Raw genomic sequence first — 16,241 nt, 5'->3', positions numbered from 1 at the left:
CATTAATATATTTTATTTACTCCTAGTTTTTCAAATCTTTAATCACTTTGAAAGCAACGTCTACTTCATTTTCGCTAACCATGATTGTAAATTCATTAGATGTAGAAATTACCTCATTGATAATGATACCTTCCCACGCCAAACGTTGGAAAATGAAATAATAAATTCCTGGAACGACAATGTTTTCTTTTGGCAATTTAACAGTAATTGAAGCCAAATTTTCCAGTTTTTGAATCAGTTTTTCAGAAGCAAAATGTTTTTCAACCAAATGGTTTACACTGTTGCTTACTACGATATTGGTTTCATTTACTCCTTTGGATGAGGTATAAAAAATATCTGGTAATGAATTAATATCGGTAATCAAGTCGGCTTGTTTGTTCAATACAGTTTCTGATACTGCAAAAGTATAATCAGTCAAAGCAGAACGTACAGTGATTTCGCCAATGTTTTTGATTACTTTATTGATTTTATGGTTTAAACGAAAATCAAGTTCTTCGGTCAAACGTTTCAAGGCCATTACCACTGCTCCCTGTTTTACTTCTTTTCCAAATTCACTTTCCAGTTCGGTCATGATATTTCTGGACAAAGATGTTAAGTTGATGATACCCAGTGATAATGCATTCAATAAAAAAGGCTTTGTTTTGATGTAGTTTTCTACTATCGATGATACAGTTTTCATAGTTAAATGTGGTAGTTTTTCAGTTGTATATTTTGTTAGATAATTGGCTTTTGAGTTAAAAACCGATGCAAATATAGTCAAAAAAACAATTTGTTACAAATATAACATTGTTAAATTTCTTTAAAAATGAAAAAAAGCATTTATAAGGTGTTCTATTACAAATGATTTACTTTCCTTGTGGATAGCAACGATATCAAAGCGGACATCAAGATCCAAATTTTTATGGTTTACGTAGGCATCTACTGCTTTTACCAAAAGTTGAATTTTTTTTGGTTTCACAAAATCCTGTGGTAAACCAAAATCAATTGACGAACGCGTTTTCACTTCTACAATGGCAAGTGTGTTTTCTTTTTGGGCAATAATATCTATTTCTGCTTTTTGAAAAGTCCAGTTAGTATCAAGGATTTTATAGCCTTCTTTCTGAAGAAATTCTACAGCTAATTCTTCTCCTAGTTTTCCCAGTTCGTTGTGTTCGGCCATAAAATTTTAGATTTTAGAGTGAAGATTTTAGATTTTAGAAGTAGAAAATAAAAGAATTAATTCCAAATTTCCGTTGCAACAAATCTGAAATCAAGAATCGTTAATCAAAATTCATCATTCAAAAACCACCGTATTACAATTCTCATTCACATTCATAGTGACAATATTCCCCATAATCAGGGCTCTGTTGTCGTGAACGTGTCCTGCCGGAAAATTATAAAGTATCGGAATATTGTATTTTTGGGTTACGTCCTGAACAATTTCATTGGCGTCTTTTCCCCAAGGAATATCATTATCTTTCATTTTTGTCATTCCGCCCACGATAATTCCTTTGATGCTTTCCAGACAACCATTGCGTTTTAGATTCATCATCATTCGGTCAATATGGTACAGATATTCGTCTAAATCTTCGATGAACAAGATTTTATCGGTACAATCAATAGCCGATTTTGATCCCAGTAAACTGTATAAGATAGAAAGGTTTCCTCCAACTAATTCTCCTGTCGCTTTTCCGAAACGATTCATTGGGAACGGATCGATTTGATAGGATAATTTTTGACCAAATAAAGCTGATTTTAAAGTTTCTATCGATTCAGGAGCGGTTCTTTCAACACTGATAGGCATCGTTCCGTGAATCGATTTGTAACCCATTGTGTTCAAATGATTGTGCAAAACCGTAACATCGCTAAAACCTACAATCCATTTTGGGTGCTGTCTGAATTTGGTAAAATCCAATAAATCAATCATTCGTACCGTACCGTAACCACCACGTGCACACCATATTGCTTTGATGTTTGGATTATCCATTTGATGCTGAAAATCGGCGGCGCGCTGTTCATCTGTTCCTGCCAATTGATTTAGGTCTAATCCGATGGTGTTCCCTATAACGACTTCTAAACCCCAGGAATGCAATAAATCGATAGTGGGTTTCAGGTTGTTATCAACGTTTTTTCGGGCGGTTGCCACAATAGCAATGGTATCTCCTTTTTGTAAATAGGGTGGTGTGATCATTTTAGTTTGAGCTGAACTGTTCATAGATTGTAAAATAAAAATAAGCAATAGCATTAGACATAAAATACCTTGTTTTTGGATAAAAGAAAATGGGTTGGTATTCATGCTTTATTTTTTGAAAATAATGGTTATTAGGGTTAGAAGCAAAGATAGGCATTTCTTGAGTATCACAAATAATTGTAATCAAATTACTATATTTACAAATAAAAAAAACAGTTGGGTGAAATTCTGCTAAATAAATGAACCACATAGATACATAGATTTTATTTTTAACCCGTAAAGATGAATAGAAATAGCACTATTTTTCACATAGATATTGCTATGTGAGAAGTGAAACGGTTAATGAGCTCTTTTAAAAAACTATAAATTCTATGTTTCTATGTGTTTAAAAAAATTCACCTAACGTATTTAAAACTCTTTTTTTTTTAAATGATGATTACAAAAAACACCTGTTTTTTCCTGATTTTATTTCTTTTTATGTCAAAAGGCAATGCACAAACCAAAGCCTTTTCGATTCACACTGTAGCATTTTATAATTTCGAAAATTGTTTTGATACCATTAATGACCCAATTACCAATGATGAGGATTGGATACCAAATGGAGCCCAGCATTGGAACACCAAAAAATACCGTCAGAAACTAGAAAACCTCGCACGGGTTCTGTCCGAAATCGGTACGGGCGAGAATCCAAATTCTCCAACTTTAATAGGCGGTGCCGAAATCGAAAATCAAGGCGTTCTCGAAGATTTAATCAAACAGCCCAAGTTGGTTGACAAAGAATATGGGATTATTCATTTTGATTCTCCCGACAAAAGAGGAATTGACGTGGCTTTATTGTATCAAAAAAAGCAATTTCAGCCCACGAGTTATATTAATATTCCGTTGTATGTTTATAAAGAAGCGGCTGTAATTGAAGAAAAATCTCAAACAGAAACTTCGGAAGATGTTGAGACTGGAGATGTAATCCAAGTTAATTCCAAAAACCATCGGATTTACACCAGAGATCAATTGCTGGTAACCGGTTTTCTGAATGGCGAAGAAATTCATATTATTGTTAATCACTGGCCTTCTCGGTCGGGTGGCGAAAAGAAATCAAGTCCATATCGCGAAGCCGCCGGAGCTTTGAACCGAAAAATTATCGATTCGCTACAACGCATAAATCCTAATGCCAAAGTGATTACGATGGGAGATTTAAACGACAGCCCATTCAATAATAGTGTCAAAAAAGCGCTTGGCGCGAAAGGGAAAATACAAGATGTTGGCGAATTTGGAATTTACAACCCATTCGAAGAAATGGCTAACAAAGGACTCGGGACAATCGCTTTTCGCGATTCATGGGATATTTTTGATCAGGTGATGGTTTCTCAATCGCTATTGCAAAAGGATTACAGCTCTTATCAATATTGGAAAGCAGGTATTTACAACAAACCTTTTTTAATTCAAAAAAGCGGAAAGTATAAAGGTTATCCGTTACGACATTCGCTTACCGAAGTTGGTTTCAGCGACCATTTTCCGGTTTATATTTATTTAATTCGGGAGAAAAAATGATGTATTTTTTAACCGCAAGGTTCACAAAGAATTACGCAAAGTTCGCTAAGCTTTGCGTAATTCTTTGTGAACCTTTCGGTTAAATTCTTCACAATCCAAAACGTTTCCCCTGTTCCGGAAAAATAAGTTGCACTTCCAAATCATTTCCTTTTTTCAATTGCTCTTTAATTTTTGCAATTTTTTGGCTTGGTGGTTTCAGGTGGGTAATGATAATTTTGAATTTTTTCAAAGTTCCTTTTCCTGCCAAATCTTCCAATTTGTGTAGTTCTGTCATCAAATGATTGGGAGTTAAATGTCCAAATAATACAGTGTCCGGTTGTTCATTAGGAAAAGAAACTTCAATGAAAATACCTCGTAATTTTTTTTGCTGAAGCAAAGGAGCAACAGCTTTCCATAATTCGCTTAAATTATTACTTTTTTCCACAGAATCTGGACCAGTATCACCCAAATACAAAATCGCATCATTGCCATTTTGGATTAAAAAAGCGGTACTTTCAAAAGGATTTACATGGCTTAGCGGAAAAGCTTTTACCGTCATTGTCGTATTTTCAATTTTGGTTTCTTCCCCAAAAGAAAGAGTTTGGAAATGGTATTTTTTCAGTTGAAATCCCGGGCCTTCATCACCAAAATTAGCCCAAGTTTCCCCGTTAAAATAATGGTTTTCCATCATTTCCAAGCATTTTTTGGTGGCATAAACCGTCTTGGAAGAATCGGCTGGTGAGTTAATGATTAAACCAGAAACATGGTCAAGATGAGCGTGTGAAATGCAATACCCTTTGATATATTTTTTTAAAACTTCGCTGGTTGAAACACGGAAAGTTTTATTCGCAATGGCTTTTTCGATCCCTGCATTAATGGTTCCTGCATCGAGACAGATATAATCGTTGGTATTTATTGGAGCAACCAAATAGGCCGAAAGATTTTTTTCGTCAACACCTCCTTTTACGCCTAAAGGGACTACATCGAAAGCCGCTTTTTGAGCAAAAAGTTGTAAGGATATCAAAAAGAAAAAAATGAGGTTTCTATTAAAAAGTGTCATATTCTGAAGTGTATATTTTTAACGATATAAAAGTACTTTCTTCTTTTTTAATGAAAGTCATTTTTTGTAAAAATCGAAAACAAGCCATCGAATTTTAATAAAAATCTGTGTGAATCCGTTTAATCTGTGTAATCCGTGGCCTATTTCGGAATGATGGATGAATCCTAATTTCTTTTTTAAAATAAAAAGTCATCTTAAAAGAATACCTTTACAGAATAATACAACAATTTCAATCAATAAAGTTACAATGACAACAATGACTAATCAATTTGGTATTAAAGAGGCATTATCACAATTAGGCATTAAAACCTTAAACGAAGGAACTTCGACAGGACTTGATTGTTTTTCAAACGGAGCAATCTTGGAAAGTTTTTCTCCGGTAGATGGTCAATTAATTGCTTCTGTAAAAATGAGTACTGGGGCAGATTACGAAAAAGTAATACAAACCGCTGCCGAAGCTTTCAAAACATTTCGATTGATGCCAGCACCACAACGAGGTGAAATTGTACGCCAGTTTGGTGATAAATTACGAAAAAACAAAGAGGCTTTGGGTAAATTGGTTTCCTATGAAATGGGGAAATCTTTGCAGGAAGGTTACGGCGAAGTGCAGGAAATGATTGATATCTGCGATTTTGCAGTTGGACTATCGCGACAGTTGCATGGATTGACTATGCACTCGGAGCGCCCGGGGCACCGAATGTATGAGCAATATCATCCGCTGGGAATTGTCGGAATTATTTCTGCATTTAATTTTCCGGTTGCAGTTTGGTCTTGGAATACGGCATTGGCATGGATTTGCGGTGATGTATGTGTTTGGAAACCATCCGAAAAAACACCTTTGTGCGGGATTGCCTGTCAAAATATTATTGCCGAAGTAATCAAGGAAAATAATCTTCCAGAAGGGATTTCCTGTTTAATAAACGGAGATTATGAAATAGGAGAATTGTTGACAAATGATAAACGTGTACCATTAATTTCTGCTACGGGTTCTACTCGTATGGGAAAAATTGTGGCTCAAACAGTAGCAGGTCGCTTAGGAAAATCATTATTAGAATTAGGAGGTAACAATGCCATTATCGTAACTCCAGATGCCGATATCAAAATGACCGTTATCGGGGCTGTTTTTGGGGCAGTGGGAACCGCAGGGCAACGTTGTACTTCGACACGTCGCTTGATTATTCACGATAGTATTTATGATACGGTAAAAGATGCCTTGATTTCGGCTTATGGCCAACTGAGAATTGGAAATCCATTGGACGAAAAAAACCATGTCGGTCCATTAATCGATAAACAAGCGGTTGAGTTGTATGAAAAGGCTTTAACCAAAGTGGTTTCCGAGGGTGGAAAAATCCTTGTGGAAGGCGGTGTACTTTCCGGGGCAGGATACGAAAGTGGCTGCTACGTAAAACCCGCTATTGCCGAAGCCCAAAATTCATTCGAAATTGTACAGCATGAAACTTTTGCGCCTGTTTTATATTTAATCAAATATTCGGGCACAGTGGAGGATGCGATTGAACTTCAAAATGGTGTGGCTCAGGGATTGTCCTCGGCAATTATGACCAATAATTTACGTGAAGCAGAACGTTTCTTGTCTGCAGTTGGTTCAGATTGCGGAATTGCCAATGTGAATATCGGAACTTCCGGAGCTGAAATAGGTGGCGCTTTTGGCGGAGAAAAAGAAACCGGAGGCGGAAGGGAATCTGGCTCGGATGCTTGGAAAATCTATATGCGCCGTCAAACAAACACTATAAACTATACTACGAGTTTGCCATTGGCACAAGGAATAAAATTTGATTTGTAGTTAATTTTAACCCAAATTGTGCAATGGCACACAGATGACACAGATTGAACAGATTCATACGGATTTTTAGATTGTTTTAGAATAAAATCTGCGATAATCAGTTCAATCTGTGTCATCTGTGTTCTAAGAGTAATCTAGATTTAATTCAAAACAAAAAGCGTCTTGTTTTCATGAACGAGACGCTTTTTCATTTTGATTCAATTCGATTTACATATTGAAAGTAGCACCGATATTGAAAGTAAATTGATTATTCAAGTGGTCAAAACCAGTTGTGTTTTGTTCGTACTTTGCAATAGGAAAGCCCGCTTCACTAAAAAGTCCAAAACCTTCGGTAAACATATAACGAAGACCAACGTGTCCTCCAAAGTTTTTTAAACCTAAATTTAAACCTGGATAGATATCCAGTTTTGGGTCTAAGTTAATCACGCTTCCTAAATTGGCGTTTACTCTAAATTTGGCATCAAAGCGATCGTGAAATTCAGGAGAAACTCCAGCAATTTCGTTAACTCCCAATAAATAAGAAGCAACGAATCCATAAGATAAATTTTCACCAATTCCGAAATCTGATGATACTTGAATGCCGGTACCTCCGTCTTGAAAGTTTGCCCCAACATTAAATTTGGCATCCCCTTTTCCTTTAAATGCTTGTTGTGCATTTGTTAAACCAATGGTAAACAAAAATAATACTGTAATAATTTTTTTCATAAATAAAATAGGTAATAAAATTTTTGCAAATATAAGCTTTAGATTTTATTTCTACCTTTTTCATATGGATATAAAGTTGGGAGGGGTTCGCTTTGCCAAAATTCTTTGGTATCCACATCCATAATTGTTAATGGTCCCTTGAAGGCCGCACTGGTGTCTATGTTCCAAACATTTGCTTTTTGAACAGGAACGGTTTTTTGTATGCGTGAAACCGGAGTGTGCCCGATGTAAATTTCGCTATACAGAGTAAGTCGTTTTGGGTAGTGAAGATGATCTGGTTTTAATTTTGGGTCCAATGCCAGAGCCGTTTCCCAAAGAGATCGATCCCAGTAAAACATCTTACTGAAATATTCAAAATTAACCCCGTTCATATTGGTGAAACCTGCGTGTATGAACATTCTGTTTTGATCATCGATGTAATAATCCTGTAGAGATTTTAAGAATTTTACGTGCTTTTTTTTGGTTTCAGCATTTACTTTTTGATACGCCAAAACAGTTGCTTCACCGCCATGTTGGTACCATTGTAAGTTTTCTTTGTTGTCTTCGAGCCATTCTCTTAATAATTCATCATGGTTTCCGCGAATGCAAATGATATCGTGAGTTTTTTTCATTTCTATCAAAAAATCAATCACTTGTGGAGATTGACTCCAGCCATCCACATAATCTCCCAGGAAAATCAGTTTATCTTTTGTAGTTACATTTGCTCTTTCCATTATTTGGTGTAAAGCTCTTAAACCACCATGTATGTCACCAATTACTAATGTTCTCATTTATCCTTTATTTGTTCTTTTACAAAAATAAGGGAAAAGATGTGTTGGGCTGTCATTTTTTTGAAAGTGATAAAATAAAATAGTAGAATTAAAATAAGTCTGATAATCAAGATTGAGATTTCCCGAAAAATTGTGATGCTGTTTTTTTAAGTTTTTATTAAGAATAAAATCGTTGAAAGACCATTTATAACTGTCAAATTTCAATGTGATGCCTTACCAAAATTTATTATTTTTCAGTACTTTTGAGTTTCAAAAAACACTGTTTTTGGTGATTGTTTATTTAAGAGAAACGGTGTAATTTTACTAAAAAATATAAAATGAATGCACTTCTGACTTTATTGCTTTTGATGACCAATTTTATTTGTGAGGTCATAAATAATGTTGTTTCCTGGCTTACAGCTTTGTTAAGCTAGCATCAAATAAAAATGTGTAAAAAGGTTATTGCACATCATATTTCATTTTCCTTAGGATTCGCAATGCTTCTTTAAATGAAAGATAGACTTGCGGAAATGGTTTTAATAATTCTTTGGCATCAATTAATTTTTGTTTGGCATCTTCAAAACTGTTGAGGTAACAAATCATAAAAGTAGATGGTAAATGATCTAGATCTTTCCTCTCCCGATCAGATAATTTGATGTTTTTTTCCAGTTTATTGAGTAACGCCATATTCGAATTATAAATGTGATACAACATTTTCTTATTGTATTCGGGCGGTTCAAAAAGCATTTTCCGGTCAATTTTATAATAACCGTTATCATGAAAACGAATGGTTTGCAGTTCAAGAGGATAGTAACTGGTCCTATCATTCAAGCCCAAAGGAACATATTCGATAATTGTAAAGCTATCATCGTCATAGGTAATTTCTACCACATCCTGCGCAGAATAAAATAATTTGATTTGTTCGTTAATCAACTCAATGTCAACCCTAGACAGAAAGGTTTTGTTTCTTGATTTTTTTTCGATTCCGGCCCAGCAAATGACAAATAATTCTTTGAAGACATTATATTTTGGCGCCATGTCTTTGTGTCGAAAATTCATAAAATCAATCACACCGTCAAGAGTATGTTTGATGCTGTTTCTAGAATTGTTTTCGATGCCGATAACGGTTTCAGTATTTTGATGGCTTTTTTCGACTTCATCTTCGACAGGCATTGTATTGCTGCCGCGGCGGATGAAAACTGTATTAATAGGAATGGTGTGAATTCCTTTTTTAAAATAAGAAGTTTTACTGTTTGGTTTTATGGTTACCAGTCCTACGACTTTGTCTTTTGGCAAATTAGGGAAAGGAACGTTTTCATATTGGATTTTGGGTGGATTCTCAAGAAAAGCATTTACCAAATTCTGAATCCTGCTGTCATCAAAAAAATCATCTCCTACTATTTGATTGCTTTCGTCTTCGACCCCCACAACTATATAGGAGTTATTGGTTGGGTTTGAATTGGACAGGGCACAAATGTGCTTCAGAAACTTGGCTTTTCCTTCTCTCGAATGCAAATTAAGCTGTCTTTTTTTGTCATAAAAACTACACTCATCATTATGAGCTAGTAAATTTTTTATAAGAAGACGCTTGTTAATCATTGCTGTGAATTTTTATGTTCTAAATAAAAGTTAAATAGTTGTGTTTCAAGTATTTAATCATTAATTTCAACTAGTCCTTTAACAAGTCTAAAAAATGATATAAACGTATCATTTTTTGAATTTTGTAGCAATATGTTCAACTAAAATTATGGTTTTTTGTTCAATTTAACTTTTAAATATATGAAAAATATTAAAGGTTATACGTCTATTTGCCCCATAATTATATTGTTAATTTTGTTCCTTACCGCTTGTGACAATAGCGATGAATCTTTTTCTGGTCTTCCTGCTCAACCAACTGCAGGAAATTCAAAAATTGAAATTAGATTAACAGATGCACCAGGAGATTATGACGAGGTCAATCTGGAGGTGGTTGATGTTTTGATAAAAAGTAACTTAGATCCGAGTGATGATGGTGGATGGGTAAGTATAGGTGTTGCTACTGAACCGGTTATGTACAACATTATGAGTCTTACAGGTGGTTTTAGCGCATTGGTTGCCGATACCTTAATTCCATCGGGTCGTTTGGGTCAAATTAGATTATTGCTTGGAGAAAATAATACTATTGTTAAAAATGGAGTTACTTACCCGTTGAATACTCCAAGTGCAGATCAATCTGGTCTAAAATTAGTAGTTGATGAGTTATTGGAACCGAATACATCCTATGATTTTACCTTGGATTTTGATGTTGACAAATCGATTGTGAAAGCAGGGAATTCGGGAAATTTTAATCTTAATCCTGTGATTAGGGTCTTTGCCACTGTCAGTTTGGGTAGCATAACAGGAACAGTCACCCCTTTGGGTTATAAAGTTAAGGCATCAGTAATGTTCAATAATAGTGAAATATCGGCTTATGTTAATGAACAAGGTGTTTATCAAATTAATGGAATTCCTGCTGGTATGTATGATGTTAAATTTACTCCCGACCCTTTATCAGGTTACATTGAAGTTACAATTCCGGATATTATTGTAAGTGACGGAAAAACCACTAATGCAGGTAATACTATTTTGCTTCCAAGTCAATAAAAAATTATCTTAAAAAATATCAACAGCTCCTACATTTGGGGCTGTTTTCATTTTAACTAATTCTGTTTTGAAAGCAAACATTCATCAGCTAAATCATTTGAAATGTTTTACGGTTTTTGCCCCAGTTTTTCCAAGTCATTGTGCCTAAATAATTTTGAAAAATGGAATTTTTCTGATGGTTTTATTTTGGTAGTTTCGCTTTTAATTTTTTAGGGAAATCTTCCTATTTAATTTTTGTATTAAATTGTTCTTAAAAATAGGCAAATACTATCATAATTCGTCCTTAAAATTAGTTTGTTGACAGAAGTTTTAACCATTTTTTAACATCATACGTCTAAAAAAAAATTCAATTTGCACCGTTAAATAAACCAGACAAAAAAACTACAGCATAAATATAAACAGATGGAAGAAAATACAACGACTTTAGACATTAGAGCAATCAATGAAAAAATAGAAAGAGAGAGTGCTTTTATAGACCTCCTCACTATGGAAATGAACAAAGTTATTGTGGGGCAAAAACATATGGTCGAGAGACTGTTGATCGGATTGTTGGGCCAGGGACATATTTTGTTGGAAGGGGTTCCCGGATTGGCAAAAACGTTAGCCATCAATACGCTGTCACAGGCTATTCACGGATCTTTCAGCAGAATCCAGTTTACTCCCGACTTGTTGCCAGCCGATGTTATTGGAACCATGATTTATAATATTAAGCAAAACGAGTTCTCAATCAAAAAAGGACCAATTTTTGCCAATTTCGTTCTTGCTGATGAGATTAACCGTGCTCCTGCCAAAGTACAATCAGCTTTGCTGGAAGCGATGCAGGAAAAGCAAGTGACCATTGGTGACAGCACCTTCAAATTAGACAAACCTTTTTTGGTACTAGCAACTCAAAACCCAATTGAGCAAGAAGGAACTTACCAATTGCCAGAAGCACAAGTCGATCGTTTTATGTTAAAAACAGTTATCGATTATCCAAAAATGGAAGACGAGCGTTTGGTTATTCGTCAAAACCTAAAAGGAAGCTACGACAAAGTAAATCAGGTAGTTTCTGTAGATCAAATTTTGCGTGCCCAAGAAGCGGTTCGTGAGGTTTACATGGACGAAAAAATCGAGAAATACATCTTAGACATTATATTTGCCACACGTTACCCAGAGAAATATAAATTGGCAGATTTAAAACCTTTAATCAGTTTTGGAGCATCACCACGTGGAAGTATTAACTTGGCGACTGCTGCAAAATGTTATGCGTTTATTAAACGTCGCGGTTATGTAATTCCTGAAGATGTACGTGCCGTAGTTCATGATATTTTACGTCATAGAATCGGTGTTACTTATGAAGCCGAAGCCGAAAATATTACATCTGTTGACATTATCAATAAAATCATAAACGAAATCGAAGTACCTTAAAAATTTGTTTAATGTTTAAAGTTTCAAGTTGTTTAAAACGGACTTGAAACCTTAAACTTTTAAACTTTAAACAAATTAAAAATGGATACAAAAGAGCTTTTAAAAAAAGTACGCAAAATAGAAATCAAAACCCGAAGGCTGAGCGATCATATCTTTTCGGGAGAATACCATACTTCGTTCAAAGGGCGTGGAATGACTTTTAGTGAGGTGCGTCAGTATCAGTTTGGTGATGATATTCGTGCTATCGATTGGAATGTAACCGCACGTTACAACGAAGCGCATGTCAAAGTTTTTGAGGAAGAAAGAGAATTAACCATGATGTTGATGGTTGATATTTCGGGTTCAGAAAGTTTTGGTTCCAAGAATCAGTTTAAGAGAGAAATTGTCACCGAAATAGCTGCGACAATGTCTTTTTCGGCTACTCAAAACAATGATAAAATTGGATTGATTTTGTTTTCGGACCAAATAGAATTGTATATTCCGCCAAAAAAAGGAAGGTCGCACGTGTTGCGTATCATACGGGAATTGATAGAATTTGAACCCAAAAGTTACAAAACAGATATCGCACAAGCCTTGAAATTTTTGTCGGGAACACAAAAAAAGAAAGCCATTGTGTTTGTTATTTCCGATTTCATGTCGGGAGATTACGAACATACATTGAAAATAGCTTCGAAGAAACATGACATTACAGGTATTCGTGTCTATGATATTAGAGAGCAAAAAATGCCAAACTTAGGGATGGTGCCGATGCTTGATGCCGAAACCGGAGAAACCCGATTGATTAATACGGGCTCCAAATCGGTTCGAATGAATTATGAAAAATTCTACCATGATAATGTTCAATATTTCAAGGAAACTTTCAGTAAATCGGGCGCAGGAGTTGTGAATACAAGAGTGGATGAAAGTTATGTGACCAAATTGTTAGGCTATTTTAAATCGAGATAATGATTTGTGATTTCAGATTAACGATTTTTGATTTCAGATTTGTTGGAACTTATAAAAAGGTTTGATTTTTGATTTCAGATATTTTGGGATTAACTTCAGAAAATGAATTTTGATAAATGATATTAAATGAATAAACAAGAGCTTGAAAACAGATTAATAGATTTTGCAGCTAATATAATAATCGTGGCAAGTATGTTTAAAGGAAACTACGCTGGCAATCATTTAGGAGGGCAAATCATTCGATCTGGAACTTCGCCTGCATTAAATTATGGTGAGGCTCAGAGCGCAGAAAGCACAAAAGACTTTATTCATAAAATGGGTATTTGTTTAAAAGAATTAAGAGAAACTTTCGTGTGTCTAAGAATAGTTGAAAAATCAAGTTTAACATCTGATTTAAATAATTTAATGATGGCAAAAACAGAAGTAAATGAGTTGATTTCTATTTTCGTGACAAGTATAAAAACAGCAAAAACAAATTTGAAATAATGTACTTTTTGGATTAAAAAACAATTTTCGTTCGAAGTAAAATCTAAAATCTAAAATCTAAAATCGTTAATCCGAAATCTAAAATCAAAAATAAAAATTCCCCGTAATTAATGTTAAGAAAAATACTGATATACCTACTGTTTACTACTGCTGTTTTTGCACAGCAAAAAGTAGTTACCAGCATTGATACTACAAAGAATAAAATTGGAGCCGAGTTCAAACTGACTTTAAAAACGTCTGTTGATACCTTATCCAAAGTTGTTTTCCCAAAACTAAGAACCATTGGCGCGCTTGAGGTAATCCAATCATATCCTGTTGATACTGTAAAAAAAGACGACCGATACGAATTGATTAAAAAATATGGTTTGACCCAATTTGATTCGGGAAGATACACCATTCCAAGCATTAAAATTTTAATAAACAATAAGGAGTTTTTATCGGATTCGATAAAAGTTGAGGTTGCCAATATTCAGGTGGATACGTTGAAACAAAAAATGTTTGACATCAAGGATATTGTCAAAGTTCAGGAATCCAGTGATTGGTGGAAATATCTTTTAGCAATCCTATTGATTTTAGGAATTGGAGCTTTTATTTATTGGTATACCAAAATCCGTCAAAAGAAAAAAATCGAAGAGGAAGTTTATAAAACACCTATCGAAAAAGCCACAAGTTTACTCAATACTTTAGAGAAAAAAGAACTTTGGCAACACGGAGAGGTGAAGGCTTATTACAGTGAATTGACAGATATTACTCGAAATTATATTGAAGAAGCCATTGAAATTCCAGCGATGGAAAGCACCACTTCAGAATTGATTGAAGGACTTAAAGCAGCTTCGCAAAAGAAAAAAATGAAGCTTTCGCAAGAGACAATCGATAATTTATTTACCGTTTTGAAACAGGCCGATTTAGTGAAATTTGCCAAGTCAAAACCTTTGGAATTTGAAATCACCGAAGATAGAAATAAAATTCAAAAAGCGATTTTGACACTTGATGAAGCCATTCCTGTAGAAGTTCCAATTGAGGAAGATTCCATATTGAATGAAGCTCAAAGACAAAAGCAAATCCAAATCATGCTTAAGAAAAAAAGAAACCAACGTATAGCAATTGCTGTTGGTTCTGTTGTTTTCTTATTGTTTGCCACTACATTTTTCTTTGTTGTAACCAAAGGATTTAATTATGTAAAAGATAATATTCTTGGACATCCGACGAAAGAATTGGTTGAGGGAGAATGGGTTAAAAGTGAGTATGGAAATCCAGGTGTTGTCATAGAAGCGCCAAAGGTTTTAAAACGAATCGATTTAACCAAAACATTACCAAAAGACGGAATGGCACTTATAAAAGAGATGCAGTCTTTTGGGTATGGAAGCCTGTTGGATAATTTTTACATCATGGTTTCTACAATGAAATTCAAACAGGAGACAACACTTGATTTGTCCAAAGGTATTGAAAGTTCTTTGAAAATATTGGAGACTCAAGGCGCACAAAATATGATTGTAAAAGAAGAGGATTTCCAGACCAATAGTGGTATAACGGGTAAAAAAGGATACGGAACTTTTACAAGAATTGACGGGAATAGTCAATCCAGCACCAAAATGTATTATGAAATTCTGCTTTTTGGTCAAGCAGGCGGATTACAGCAAATTATGATTCTTCATGAAGAAGGGGATCGATATGCAACGGAATTGACGGACCGAGTGATGAATTCTGTAGAACTTAAATTAGCAGGTAACTAATGGAAAAAATAACCTTTTTAAATCCGGAATTTTTTTGGTTGTTTCTTTTAATACCATTGGCTATTGTTTGGCTTGTTTGGAAAAGAAATCAACAATCGGCGACACTAAAAATAAGTTCGCTTCAAGGATTCAAAGGATCAGAATCTTTGTTGACAAAATTAAAACCAGGATTGGACGTTTTACGATTATTGGCATTGTCTTTTTTGATCATAGCATTGGCAAGACCCAGAACGGTTGACATTAGCAATAAAACAAAAACTACGAAGGGAATCGATATCGTTTTAGCAATTGACGTCTCTGGGAGTATGTTGGCTAGGGATTTTAAACCAGATCGAATGCAAGCGCTAAAAAGTATTGCAGCCGATTTTGTGGATGAACGACCAAACGACAGAATAGGATTGGTGGTTTATGCTTCTGAAGCATATACCAAATCCCCGGTTACAAGCGACAAAGCCGTTATTCAGGAAGCTATCAAAAGTATAAAGTATGATAATATTTTGGTGGATGGAACGGGAATCGGGATGGGATTGGCCACCGCCGTAAACCGTCTGAAAGACAGTAAAGCCAAAAGTAAGGTGATTATTCTGATGACAGATGGTGTTAATAACGCCGGATTTATCGAGCCAGACACTGCTTCGGACATCGCACAGCAATTCGGAATCAAAGTGTACACTATCGGAATTGGAACCAATGGAATGGCAGAATCACCGTATGCACTTGGGCCAAACGGACAATTGATTTTCCGAATGATGAAGGTGGAGATTGATGAACAACTAATGAAAAGCATTGCCAGAAAAACAGGTGGTAAATATTTTAGAGCCACGAGCAATGATAAATTAGCACAGATTTATCACGAAATCAATAAATTGGAAACCACCGAAATAGAAGAATTAAAATTCTATGATTATGACGAAAAATTCAGACCTTTTGCTTTAATTGCCGGGTTTTTACTATTATTGGAAATAGGTTTACGCAACACTGTGTATAGAAGTTTTTTATAGGCTTAAACACAAAGTACACAGAGAATGCGCAAAGG

Annotated in this window: 15 protein-coding genes; 8 read left to right on the top strand and 7 right to left on the bottom strand. The window is 34.9% G+C overall.

Annotated elements, in window-relative coordinates; all coding sequences use genetic code 11:
- Positions 1-22: 22 nt before the first annotated feature.
- The 3 genes from EM308_RS03530 to EM308_RS03520 all read right to left on the bottom strand — a co-directional run bounded on the left by EM308_RS03530 (position 23) and on the right by EM308_RS03520 (position 2,170).
- Entirely contained in the window at positions 23-679 is a 657-nt protein-coding gene (locus tag EM308_RS03530; protein WP_035636427.1) for an aspartate kinase, read from the bottom strand.
- 120 nt (positions 680-799) lie between these two features.
- On the bottom strand, positions 800-1,159 hold the full coding sequence (locus EM308_RS03525) for a YraN family protein (protein ID WP_035636401.1): 360 nt from the start codon (positions 1,157-1,159) through the stop codon (positions 800-802).
- Positions 1,160-1,273: 114 nt separating this feature from the next.
- Entirely contained in the window at positions 1,274-2,170 is an 897-nt protein-coding gene (locus EM308_RS03520) for a S66 peptidase family protein (RefSeq protein ID WP_035636424.1), read from the bottom strand.
- Positions 2,171-2,599: 429 nt separating this feature from the next.
- On the opposite strand from EM308_RS03520, the gene EM308_RS03515 reads away from it, so the two are divergent.
- Positions 2,600-3,718, top strand: coding sequence for an endonuclease/exonuclease/phosphatase family protein (locus EM308_RS03515; protein ID WP_035636398.1), 1,119 nt, complete (start codon positions 2,600-2,602; stop codon positions 3,716-3,718).
- 88 nt (positions 3,719-3,806) lie between these two features.
- Here the strand turns inward: EM308_RS03515 and EM308_RS03510 are convergent, their stop codons facing one another.
- Entirely contained in the window at positions 3,807-4,757 is a 951-nt protein-coding gene (locus tag EM308_RS03510) for an MBL fold metallo-hydrolase (RefSeq protein ID WP_035636394.1), read from the bottom strand.
- Positions 4,758-5,004: 247 nt separating this feature from the next.
- Between EM308_RS03510 and amaB the strand changes: the two genes are divergently transcribed.
- Positions 5,005-6,558 (top strand): L-piperidine-6-carboxylate dehydrogenase, encoded by a 1,554-nt coding sequence (gene amaB / locus EM308_RS03505; protein ID WP_035636422.1) that lies wholly within the window; start codon positions 5,005-5,007, stop codon positions 6,556-6,558.
- 207 nt (positions 6,559-6,765) lie between these two features.
- Here amaB and EM308_RS03500 read toward each other — a convergent pair whose 3' ends face one another.
- The 3 genes from EM308_RS03500 to EM308_RS03485 all read right to left on the bottom strand — a co-directional run bounded on the left by EM308_RS03500 (position 6,766) and on the right by EM308_RS03485 (position 9,611).
- Positions 6,766-7,263: a DUF6646 family protein gene (locus EM308_RS03500; protein ID WP_035636391.1), complete on the bottom strand. Its 498-nt coding sequence runs from the start codon at positions 7,261-7,263 to the stop codon at positions 6,766-6,768.
- Between the two features lie 38 nt (positions 7,264-7,301).
- Positions 7,302-8,033: a metallophosphoesterase family protein gene (locus EM308_RS03495; RefSeq protein ID WP_035636389.1), complete on the bottom strand. Its 732-nt coding sequence runs from the start codon at positions 8,031-8,033 to the stop codon at positions 7,302-7,304.
- Between the two features lie 438 nt (positions 8,034-8,471).
- On the bottom strand, positions 8,472-9,611 hold the full coding sequence (locus EM308_RS03485; protein WP_035636385.1) for an ATP-binding protein: 1,140 nt from the start codon (positions 9,609-9,611) through the stop codon (positions 8,472-8,474).
- Between the two features lie 180 nt (positions 9,612-9,791).
- Between EM308_RS03485 and EM308_RS03480 the strand changes: the two genes are divergently transcribed.
- The 6 genes from EM308_RS03480 to EM308_RS03455 all read left to right on the top strand — a co-directional run bounded on the left by EM308_RS03480 (position 9,792) and on the right by EM308_RS03455 (position 16,206).
- Positions 9,792-10,634 (top strand): DUF4382 domain-containing protein, encoded by an 843-nt coding sequence (locus tag EM308_RS03480; protein ID WP_035636383.1) that lies wholly within the window; start codon positions 9,792-9,794, stop codon positions 10,632-10,634.
- Positions 10,635-11,036: 402 nt separating this feature from the next.
- Entirely contained in the window at positions 11,037-12,041 is a 1,005-nt protein-coding gene (locus tag EM308_RS03475; RefSeq protein WP_035636381.1) for an AAA family ATPase, read from the top strand.
- Positions 12,042-12,122: 81 nt separating this feature from the next.
- Positions 12,123-12,986 carry a DUF58 domain-containing protein gene (locus EM308_RS03470; RefSeq protein WP_035636379.1) on the top strand — a complete coding sequence of 288 codons (864 nt, stop codon included), beginning with the start codon at positions 12,123-12,125 and terminating at the stop codon, positions 12,984-12,986.
- A 126-nt stretch (positions 12,987-13,112) separates the two neighbouring features.
- Positions 13,113-13,472 carry a four helix bundle protein gene (locus EM308_RS03465; RefSeq protein WP_035636376.1) on the top strand — a complete coding sequence of 120 codons (360 nt, stop codon included), beginning with the start codon at positions 13,113-13,115 and terminating at the stop codon, positions 13,470-13,472.
- A 110-nt stretch (positions 13,473-13,582) separates the two neighbouring features.
- Entirely contained in the window at positions 13,583-15,205 is a 1,623-nt protein-coding gene (locus EM308_RS03460) for a hypothetical protein (RefSeq protein ID WP_035636373.1), read from the top strand.
- Entirely contained in the window at positions 15,205-16,206 is a 1,002-nt protein-coding gene (locus tag EM308_RS03455; protein ID WP_035636370.1) for a vWA domain-containing protein, read from the top strand. Before EM308_RS03460 ends, EM308_RS03455 begins: the two co-directional genes overlap by 1 nt.
- Positions 16,207-16,241 lie beyond the last annotated feature (35 nt).

Origin of the sequence: Flavobacterium gilvum, assembly GCF_001761465.1 — a bacterium.
Classification (GTDB): domain Bacteria; phylum Bacteroidota; class Bacteroidia; order Flavobacteriales; family Flavobacteriaceae; genus Flavobacterium; species Flavobacterium gilvum.
Note: the sequence above shows the minus strand (reverse complement) of the source record. Positions and strands in the feature narration are given on the sequence as shown.

Coding starts and splice junctions, on each gene's coding strand:
- EM308_RS03530 (WP_035636427.1), bottom strand. CDS start 679: ATGAAAACTGTATCATCGATAGTAGAAAACTACATCAAAACAAAGCCT.
- EM308_RS03525 (WP_035636401.1), bottom strand. CDS start 1,159: ATGGCCGAACACAACGAACTGGGAAAACTAGGAGAAGAATTAGCTGTA.
- EM308_RS03520 (WP_035636424.1), bottom strand. CDS start 2,170: ATGATCACACCACCCTATTTACAAAAAGGAGATACCATTGCTATTGTG.
- EM308_RS03515 (WP_035636398.1), top strand. CDS start 2,600: ATGATGATTACAAAAAACACCTGTTTTTTCCTGATTTTATTTCTTTTT.
- EM308_RS03510 (WP_035636394.1), bottom strand. CDS start 4,757: ATGACACTTTTTAATAGAAACCTCATTTTTTTCTTTTTGATATCCTTA.
- amaB (WP_035636422.1), top strand. CDS start 5,005: ATGACAACAATGACTAATCAATTTGGTATTAAAGAGGCATTATCACAA.
- EM308_RS03500 (WP_035636391.1), bottom strand. CDS start 7,263: ATGAAAAAAATTATTACAGTATTATTTTTGTTTACCATTGGTTTAACA.
- EM308_RS03495 (WP_035636389.1), bottom strand. CDS start 8,033: ATGAGAACATTAGTAATTGGTGACATACATGGTGGTTTAAGAGCTTTA.
- EM308_RS03485 (WP_035636385.1), bottom strand. CDS start 9,611: ATGATTAACAAGCGTCTTCTTATAAAAAATTTACTAGCTCATAATGAT.
- EM308_RS03480 (WP_035636383.1), top strand. CDS start 9,792: ATGAAAAATATTAAAGGTTATACGTCTATTTGCCCCATAATTATATTG.
- EM308_RS03475 (WP_035636381.1), top strand. CDS start 11,037: ATGGAAGAAAATACAACGACTTTAGACATTAGAGCAATCAATGAAAAA.
- EM308_RS03470 (WP_035636379.1), top strand. CDS start 12,123: ATGGATACAAAAGAGCTTTTAAAAAAAGTACGCAAAATAGAAATCAAA.
- EM308_RS03465 (WP_035636376.1), top strand. CDS start 13,113: ATGAATAAACAAGAGCTTGAAAACAGATTAATAGATTTTGCAGCTAAT.
- EM308_RS03460 (WP_035636373.1), top strand. CDS start 13,583: ATGTTAAGAAAAATACTGATATACCTACTGTTTACTACTGCTGTTTTT.
- EM308_RS03455 (WP_035636370.1), top strand. CDS start 15,205: ATGGAAAAAATAACCTTTTTAAATCCGGAATTTTTTTGGTTGTTTCTT.